The organism is Verrucosispora sp. SN26_14.1 (assembly GCF_004307965.1).
GTDB lineage: Bacteria > Actinomycetota > Actinomycetes > Mycobacteriales > Micromonosporaceae > Micromonospora.
On the sequence record NZ_SISL01000258.1, the window covers coordinates 1 to 8,417 of the forward strand.

The 8,417-nt window shown below is 73.6% G+C and carries 7 protein-coding genes; 2 read left to right on the forward strand and 5 right to left on the reverse strand.

The annotated features are described in order from the left end of the window. Both smc and EYA84_RS20765 read right to left on the reverse strand, forming a co-directional pair. Window positions 1-2,471 (reverse strand): chromosome segregation protein SMC (gene smc, locus EYA84_RS20760; protein ID WP_131054713.1); only part of this gene is annotated, 2,471 nt, incomplete at its 3' end. A gap of 203 nt (window positions 2,472-2,674) precedes the next feature. After that, window positions 2,675-2,869 (reverse strand): hypothetical protein, encoded by a 195-nt coding sequence (locus EYA84_RS20765; RefSeq protein WP_092373577.1) that lies wholly within the window; start codon window positions 2,867-2,869, stop codon window positions 2,675-2,677. A gap of 371 nt (window positions 2,870-3,240) precedes the next feature. Here EYA84_RS20765 and EYA84_RS20770 point away from each other — a divergent pair, with 371 nt between their 5' ends. Further along, window positions 3,241-4,743, forward strand: coding sequence for a CAP domain-containing protein (locus EYA84_RS20770; RefSeq protein WP_131054714.1), 1,503 nt, complete (start codon window positions 3,241-3,243; stop codon window positions 4,741-4,743). A gap of 68 nt (window positions 4,744-4,811) precedes the next feature. Next, the gene (locus EYA84_RS20775; RefSeq protein ID WP_236145876.1) at window positions 4,812-5,711 is read left to right on the forward strand and encodes an endo alpha-1,4 polygalactosaminidase; all 900 of its coding nucleotides are present in this window, start codon (window positions 4,812-4,814) and stop codon (window positions 5,709-5,711) included. Window positions 5,712-5,740: 29 nt separating this feature from the next. On the opposite strand, the gene mutM is transcribed toward EYA84_RS20775, so the two are convergent. The 3 genes from mutM to EYA84_RS20790 are packed head-to-tail and all read right to left on the reverse strand — an operon-like array spanning window position 5,741 to window position 8,365. Then, window positions 5,741-6,598 (reverse strand): bifunctional DNA-formamidopyrimidine glycosylase/DNA-(apurinic or apyrimidinic site) lyase, encoded by an 858-nt coding sequence (gene mutM, locus EYA84_RS20780; RefSeq protein WP_131054715.1) that lies wholly within the window; start codon window positions 6,596-6,598, stop codon window positions 5,741-5,743. Next, entirely contained in the window at window positions 6,591-7,415 is an 825-nt protein-coding gene (gene rnc, locus EYA84_RS20785) for a ribonuclease III (RefSeq protein WP_131054716.1), read from the reverse strand. The genes mutM and rnc overlap by 8 nt, the downstream gene beginning before the upstream one ends. Beyond that, window positions 7,412-8,365: a phosphate acyltransferase PlsX gene (locus EYA84_RS20790; RefSeq protein WP_131054718.1), complete on the reverse strand. Its 954-nt coding sequence runs from the start codon at window positions 8,363-8,365 to the stop codon at window positions 7,412-7,414. The genes rnc and EYA84_RS20790 overlap by 4 nt, the downstream gene beginning before the upstream one ends. Window positions 8,366-8,417: the final 52 nt, after the last annotated feature.

Genomic DNA, 8,417 nt, shown 5'->3' on the forward strand with positions numbered 1-8,417 from the left:
TGCCGGCGCAGCGAGTCGGCCCGCCCGGCGATGGAGGCCACCCGTTCCTCGGCGGTACGCACCGCGAGCCGGACCTCCATCTCGTTCTGCCGGGCCTGCGGCACCATCGCGGCGAGTTGGTCGCGTTCCTCGGTGGACGGTTCGGCGTCGAGCGGCGTCGCCTCCGCCAGCCGCAGCCGCTCCTCCAACTCGGCCAATGTGGTCAGGTCCCGTTCGCGGGCCGCCTCGGCGCGCGACCGGGACTCACCGAGCCGGTCGGTCTCCGCCTTGGCCGACCGGGCGGCGGCCCCCAGTTCGGCCAGGCGTCGGGCGGCGGCGTTGCGGTGGCTCTCCGCCTCCCGCTTGGCGGCGGCGGCGTGCTGCACCACCTCCTTGGCGGCGGCCACCTCGGCCCGCGCCTGCACGAGTTGCTCACGCAGGTCGGCGCTGCCCCCCTCGGCGGCGAGCCGGTTGGCCCGGGCCTCCTCGACCGCTGCCTGCACCTCGATGTAGCTGGGCGCCTTGGCCGAGCCACCGGCCGCCGCGTACGCCCCGACGACGTCCCCCTCCCGGGTGACCGCGCGCAGCTCGGGGTTGCCCGTGACCACCTCGGCCGCAGCGGCCAGATCGTCGACCAGCACCACGTCGCGCAGCGCCCGGTGCACCGCCGGACGGATCTGCGCGTCGCAGTCCACCAGGTCGGGGGCCCAGTGCGCGCGGTCGGGCAGTTTGGGACGCAGCGCATCGGCCGAACCGGACATCCCCGGCCCGGCCGGGCTGCCGACGAGCAGACCGGCCCGCCCGGCGTCGGAGATCTTCAGCAGGCGCATCGCCTCGACGGCCTCGTCCACCCCGCTGACCGCGACCGCGTCGGCGAGCCCACCGAGCGCGGCGGCCAGTGCGGCCTCGTGACCGGGAGCGACCGTGAGCAGGCCGGCGAGACTGCCCAGCAGCCCGGGCACCTGGTCGGCACGGGCCAGCAGCGCGCCGGCACCGTCCTTGCGACGCAGGCCCAGGGCGAGGGCCTCCTCGCGTGCCTTCCAGGTGGCGGCGTCCTTCTCCGCCGCCCGCTCGGCGTCGGAGAGCGATCGGACGGTGGCCTGTGCCTTCTCCTGGGCGCTGACCGCCTCGGCGTGCCGGGTGTCCAGGTCGGCGTTGTCGCGGTCCGCCTCGGTGGACTGCTCGGCGACCGCGTCCAGGTCGGCCTGGGCCCGCTCGGCGCGGGTCAGCGCGTCGGTGTGCGCGGTGGCGAGTCGTTCGATCTCCTCACCGGCGCTGGTGGTCCGGGCACGGGCGGAGTTCACCTGCCCGGTGAGCCGGGCCAGCCCCTCCCGCCGGTCGGCGATCGCCTTCGCCGCGGCGACCAGCTCCCGCTCGGCCGCAGCGAGCTGCCGCTCCAGTTCCTGCCGGTGCTCGACCGCCTCGGCGAGCCGGATCTGGTCGTCGGTGAGCGCCGCCCGCAGGTCCTCCTCCTGCTCGCGGATCCGCTCGGACTCGGCCTCCAACTGCTCCGGGTCGCGACCGGGGCGCTCGTCGTCGGGCGTCGCGCTGAGGTGCCGCAGCCGTTCGAGTGCGAGTTGCTCGATCGAGCGGAACCGCTCCTGGAGGGCGGAGAGCCTGTACCAGGTGTCCTGTGCGGCGGCCAGCAGCGGCGCGTCCTCGGCCAGCGCCTCTTCCAGCTCGCCGAGGCGGGACTGCACCTCGGCGTGTTCGGCCTCCACCTGCTCGCGTCGTCGGCGCAGCGCCGTCTCGTCGGCGATCTCCTTGTCCAGCGTGGTGCGCAGGGTGGCCAGGTCGTCGGCGAGCAGCCGCAGCCGCGCGTCCCGCAGGTTGGCCTGGATCACGGCGGCCCGCCGGGCCACCTCGGCCTGCCGGCCGAGCGGCTTGAGCTGGCGGCGTAGTTCGGCGGTGAGGTCGGTGAGCCGGTTCAGGTTGGTCTGCATCGCGTCGAGCTTGCGCAGCGCCTTTTCCTTGCGCTTGCGGTGCTTGAGGACGCCGGCGGCCTCCTCGATGAAGGCCCGCCGGTCCTCCGGCTTGGCGTGCAGCATGCCGTCGAGGCGGCCCTGGCCGACGATGATGTGCATCTCGCGGCCGATGCCGGAGTCGGAGAGCAGTTCCTGGATGTCGAGCAGCCGGCAGGAATCGCCGTTGATCTCGTACTCGCTCTCGCCGGAGCGGAACATCCGGCGGGTGATGGAGACCTCGGTGTACTCGATCGGCAGGGCGCCGTCGGTGTTGTCGATGGTCAGCGTCACCTCGGCCCGGCCGAGCGGGGCCCGACCGGCGGTGCCGGCGAAGATGACGTCCTCCATCTTGCCGCCCCGCAGCGCCTTCGCGCCCTGCTCGCCGAGCACCCAGGCGATGGCGTCGACGACGTTGGACTTGCCGGATCCGTTGGGGCCCACCACACAGGTGATCCCCGGCTCCAGCTTGAGCGTCGTCGCGGAGGCGAAGGATTTGAAGCCCTTCACCGTCAGGCTCTTGAGATGCACGTCCCGATCCTCGTCCGGTGGCCGCCGTACCGTCGCCCGGCTGCGCGGACCCTGGTCAACCCGCAGAGTAACCCGGCACCGGGTGGCCCACCCCACGCGACCCGCCTGCCGGCGTCCGGGGCCGGGCAGAGATGCGCGCCGGCACACATCGTGTCGGCGCGCTGCTGTGCGGTGGAGCTATTCGGTTGTGGCGACCAGGTGGATCAGGTCAGTGCCGGCTCGGCCAGACGGAGCAGATCGTCCGCCTCCGCCGCAGCCGCCGCGAGCCGATCGTTCTCGGCACGCAGTCGGGTGACCTCGAACTCCAGTGACTGAACCCTGGAACGCAGTCGGGTGACCTCGTCGAGGAGGCGCCGGTCGGGCGCCGCACCTACGTGGCCATAGAGGGCCTTCGCCATTTTGACTCCTTGATATGCGCTGCCGGAGAGGCCGGCCAACGCGCGCCCTGGTGTACGCGGCTACCACTCCCACGAATTCTGGGCATGGCCGGGCGCGACTGGCGACACATACATATTGAGCCGGGAGCCCCTGATTCGTCAAGTTCCCGCAGGCCGTAGATCATCTCGACGTCGGCCCGACCGGTCACCGGCGGCTGCCCCCAGGCGCGGACACGCTCTGTCCGGACGCCTCGACTCTACGCGCCGGTCCGGTGGATTACCTCACCCGGATGTACAGGGTCCTCTTAACTCTTCCTTAGCCGGATTGCTGCCCCCATGAGCGACACGTAGCGTCACCTCGGCCCGGTACCCGACCCGTGGAGGCGACAGGCGTGCACGGCTGGAACGACCCGCGTGACCCGGAGGCCGACCCTCGCCGCCCGGAACTCCCGACCGAGGACCCGGCCTGGTTGACCGACCGTCCCGCACCGAGGTCGGCCTACCTGTTCGGTGACGAACCGGGAAGTTCGACCGACCGGTGGTACGACGACCAGCCGACCGAGCAGTGGCAACCGGAGGCCCCGCACTCGCCCCGTGGGGGTGAGGCCGACTGGCGGTCCGGTCAGCACCACCACGCCATCGAGCCGGAGACCGGGTACTACGAGCCGACCGACCGTGGCGGGACACCGGGCGGGCCCGCCGGGCGGGGGATCCCCGGGTGGCCCGCATCGGCCGACCACGACCGGACCGCCCGGCACGCGGCGCCGGAGACCGGCCACCACGGCGCCGACTGGGACACCCAGGTCCGGGGGTACAGCGCCCCGGCCGGGCCCGCGTCGGGCTCTGCGACCGGACCGGACCAGGACCGCTACGGCAGGTACGGTGCGACCGCCGACCAGAGCCGCTACGACGCGACCGTCGACCACGGCCGGTACGGTGCGACGGCCGACCAGAGCCGCTACGACATGACCGTCGAAGGCGGATACGGCACGGCCGGCGACCGTGACGACCTGGCCGTCGAGGGCGGATACGGCACGGCTGCCGGCCCCCACGGACGGTACGACCCGCCGGCGGACCAGCGGAACGACGCCGGCCAGCGGGACGAGCCGACCGGGTCCGATGAGCGCGGCGCACGACGCCGGTTGCGGCGTCCGTTGGTGCTGGGCGGCGCCGCCGCGGCGGCGACCCTCGTGGTGAGCATCGGCGTGGCAGCACTCGCACTGCCCGGTGACGACACGCCGACCGATCGCACCGCCGCCGACATCCCTCCCGCCTCCGCGCCGGCGCTGCCGGACGAGACGACGGACCTGGCGCTCGACCCGAGCGACTCCCCGAGTCCCAGCCCGAGCCCGAGCGTCTCGCCGAGCACCGCGTCACCGTCGCCGTCACCGAGCCGGACCAGCAGCCCCACCCCGGCGGCGTCGCGCACCACCGCGCCCTCGCGGCAGAACGCCGACCGGCAGGGCAGCCCCAACCGCGCCAGTACGCCCAGTGCCACCCCCTCCTCGGGCACCACCTCGCAGGCGGCGGAGGTCGTGCGGCTGGTCAACGTCGAGCGGGCCAAGGAGGGCTGTGGCGCGCTCAGCATCGACGACAAGCTGATGACCGCCGCCCAGCGGCACAGCCAGGACCAGGCCGACACGCAGAACATGTCGCACACCGGCAGCGACGGCAGCAACCCCGGAACCCGGCTCGACCGGGTCGACTACACCTGGCGGACCTACGGCGAGAACGTGGCGTGGAACCAGCGCACCCCGGCCGCGGTGATGGACGCCTGGATGAACAGCGAGGGGCACCGGGCGAACATCCTGAACTGCGCCTTCACCGAGATCGGCGTCGGAGTGGCCAGCAGCAACGGGCCGTACTGGACGCAGGTCTTCGCCGCACCCCGCTGAGGCGGTCGCGGCGGGGGCGGTCGCGGCCGGACTGCGAGTCCTGATCGGGTCTGTCCTCGTTTGACCGGGTGAGGTACGCCGACGCGTACCTGCTCGGGCGGTGTGGCGCCGCCCCGCGACGTGCGGAGACGGCGATGCGGATCGGGGTGGGCCGGACGCGGCGGGTACGCCGGGTGCTCCCGGCCGGCCTGGTGCTCACGTTGCTCGTCGCCACGGTCGCCTGCCGACCCCCGCTCCCGCCGCCCGGCGCGCCCACGAGCTGGCCGGCGGCCTCGGCGCGTCACTGGCAGTGGCAGTGGCAACTGCGCGGCGAGCTGGACCCGGAGGTCCCGGCGAACGTGTTCGTGCTCGACCCGGTCGCCACCACCGCGGCGCAGACCGCCGTGCTGCGCGCCCGCGACAGCCGTCTGGTCTGCCAGGTGCACGTCGGGTCGGTCCACCCCGACGATCCGGACTCCAGCCGGTACCCGGCGGAGGTACGCGGTGCCACGTCCACCGGGACCGACCGCACCTGGCTGGACGTACGCCGGTGGGACGTCCTGCGGCCGGTGCTGGCCGACCGGTTCCGGCTCTGCCGTGGCAAGGGCTTCGGGGCGGTGCTGCTGGCCGACGCCGACGGGTACGCCCAGCGCTCCGGGTTCCCGCTGGACTTCGACCACCAGCTCCGGTTCAACCGCCAGGTGGCGGCGCTGGCCCGCACCCTCGACCTCTCCCCCGGCCTGCTCGGTGCCCTGCCGCAGGTCGCCGCGTTGGCGCCCGACCTCGACTTCGCAGTCGACGAGGAGTGCGTCCGGCTGGCACGGTGCGAGAAGCTGCTGCCCCTCGTCGACGCCGGCAAGCCGGTGTTCCACGTCGAGTACACCGGCGACACCACGGACTTCTGCGTCACCAGCGTCGGCTACGGCTTCGCCTCCATCCGCAAGCACCGCACGCTGGACGCCTGGCGGCTGCCCTGCCCGGCGTCGTGAGCCCTGCCCGCGCGCCGACGGCCCGGCGGTCAGCCGCGCAGCGCGCCCCGGGGACGTGGCTGGCAGCGGGGACAGCTGTACGACGAGCGGTTCATGAACGCCTCCCGCCGGATCGGCGCACCGCACCGGTGACAGGGCTGCCCCTCCCGGCCGTACGCGTTCAGCGACCGGTCGAAGTAGCCGCTCTCGCCGTTGACGTTCACGTAGAGCGCGTCGAAGCTGGTCCCGCCGGCGGTGATCGCCTCGGCGAGCACGTCCCGGACGTGGCCGAGCAGCCGCCGGGCGGCCGGAGCGGTCAGCGCGTCGGTGGGTCGGACGCCGTGCAGGCCCGCGCGCCACAGTGCCTCGTCGGCATAGATGTTGCCCACACCGGAGATCAGTGTCTGGTCCAGCAACGCGCGCTTGACCTCGGTACGCCGTCGCCGCAGCGCGGCCACGAACTCGTCGTCGGAGAACTCCGGGTCCATCGGGTCCCGGGCGATGTGCGCGATCTCGGCCGGCAGAGCGGCACCGCCCTCGCTCACCGACAGTCCGCCGAACGTCCGCTGGTCGACGAAGCGCAGCTCCGGTCCGTCGTCGGTGAACCGGAACCGCACCCGTAGGTGCGCCTCGTCGGCGGTGCCCGCCGGTTGCAGCAGCAGTTGACCGGACATGCCGAGGTGCCCGATCACGGCATCACCGCTGTCCAGCGGGAGCCACAGGTACTTTCCCCGCCGCCGTACGTCGAGCACGGTCCGACCGGCCAGGACGTCGGCGAAGTGGACGCCGCCCGGCTCGTGCCGGCGTACCGCCCGGGGGTGCCGAACCTCGACCACGTCGATCCGGCGGCCGGTGACCCAGCGGGCCAGGCCCTGCCGGACCGTCTCCACCTCGGGCAGTTCAGGCACGGTGCGCCTGGACCTCGCCGAGGGTCTCGGCCCGGCCGTCGACGGTCACCGCGTCCTGCTCGGCGGCCGGGTCGGCGGTCACCTCGGCCGGGCCCGACTCCGCCTCGGCGTCGGCGGTCAACATCCGCCAGGCGGACTCGGCCGCCCGCTGCTCGGCCTCCTTCTTGCTGCGTCCGTCGGCACCGCCGTACCGGTTCCCGGCGACCACCACCCAGGCGGTGAAGGTCTTGAGGTGGTCCGGTCCGGTGCCCTCGATGCGGTACTCCGGCACCCCGAGCCCGAGCGCGGCGGTCAACTCCTGGAGGCTGGTCTTCCAGTCCAGCGCGGCACCCCGGCCGGCCGACTCGGCCATCAGCGGGTCGAACAGCCGGTGGATCACGATCCCGGCGGTGTCGAGCCCGTACTGGAGATAGATCGCGCCGAGCAGCGCCTCCAGGGTGTCAGCGAGGATGCTCGCCTTGTCCCGCCCGCCGGTGGTCTCCTCGCCCTTGCCCAGCAGGAGGTACGGGCCGAGGCCGTCCGGGCCCAGGCCACGGGCCACGTCGGCGAGGGCGCGCATGTTCACCACGCTGGCCCGTAACTTGGCCAACTGCCCTTCGGGCAGGTCCGGATGGTTGTGGAAGAGCGCGGTGGTGATCACCACGCCGAGCACCGAGTCGCCGAGGAACTCCAGCCGCTCGTTGGTGGGCAGGCCACCGTTCTCGTACGCGTACGAGCGGTGGGTGAGGGCGCGCTCCAGCAGGTCCGGGTCCAGCGTCACGCCGAAGGCGGCTTCCAGATGGCCGACGGAGGGCCTCCGCCGCTTGTCGTTGCTCATGATGTGCGTACCTCGGTGTCGGTGGTGCGGTCGGTGCGGTGGCCGGCGAGCAGCGCGGCGACCCGGTCGGTGGCATCGCGTCGCCAGAGGTGGGCGGCGAGGGCGATGCCGGAGGAGATGTCGTCGGGACGGGCGGCGCCGTGACAGACGACCACCGTCCCGCCCACGCCGAGCAGGGCGGCCGCCCGGGGCGCACCCCCGCCGGGCGGCGGTCCACCGGCCATCGCGTACGCGCCCTCGATGGCCTTGAGCAGCACGTTACCGGTGAACCCGTCGGTGACCACCACATCGGCACGCGTGCCGACGCAGACGTCGTACCCCTCGACGAGACCGACGTAGCGGGCGTCTGCGGGCAGGGTCACGGTGCTGAGCACGGGATCGGTGAGCCGGCGGGCCCGGTCGCCCTTGCCGGCCTCGGTGCCCACCGAGAGCAGACCCACCCGGGGTGCGACGACACCGTGGGCGGCAGCGGCGTAGGCGGCCCCGAGCACGGCGTGCCGGGCCAGCGTGGCGGGGTTGGGTTCCAGCGAGCCACCGACGTCGAGCAGCACCACCGGTCCGGAGACGGCGGGCAGGACGGCGGCGAGCGCCGGGCGTCGCACCTCGGGCCAGCGACCCAGTCCGAGGGCGGCGGCGGCGACGGTCGCGCCGGTGGAGCCGGCGGAGACCAGCGCGTCGGCCTGGCCGGCGTGCACGGCGGCGACGGCCGTACGGACGGTGGAGTCGGTGCGTGCGGTGACGACCTCGTCGGCCATGTCGACGGCGGTCCGTGCGGGCCGGACGGTGATCCGGGCGCGTTCGGCCGGGTCGAGGGCATGGATCAGCGCGCCGGCCACCTCGGTCGGGCCGACGAGCAGCAGATGCAGGTGAGGGTCGGCGCGCACCGCCCGCAGAGCGCCGTCCACCACGACGGCGGGAGCGTCGTCCCCGCCGAGGAGGTCAACGGCGATCCGTGCGGTGCCTGTCTCATATACCCATCTCCGAGCCCACGAGACTAGCGCT

Excerpts from the sequence above, each read along its gene's own strand:
- rnc (WP_131054716.1), bottom strand. The coding sequence starts at position 7,415 with ATGAGCAACGACAAGCGGCGGAGGCCCTCCGTCGGCCATCTGGAAGCC.
- EYA84_RS20765 (WP_092373577.1), bottom strand. The coding sequence starts at position 2,869 with ATGGCGAAGGCCCTCTATGGCCACGTAGGTGCGGCGCCCGACCGGCGC.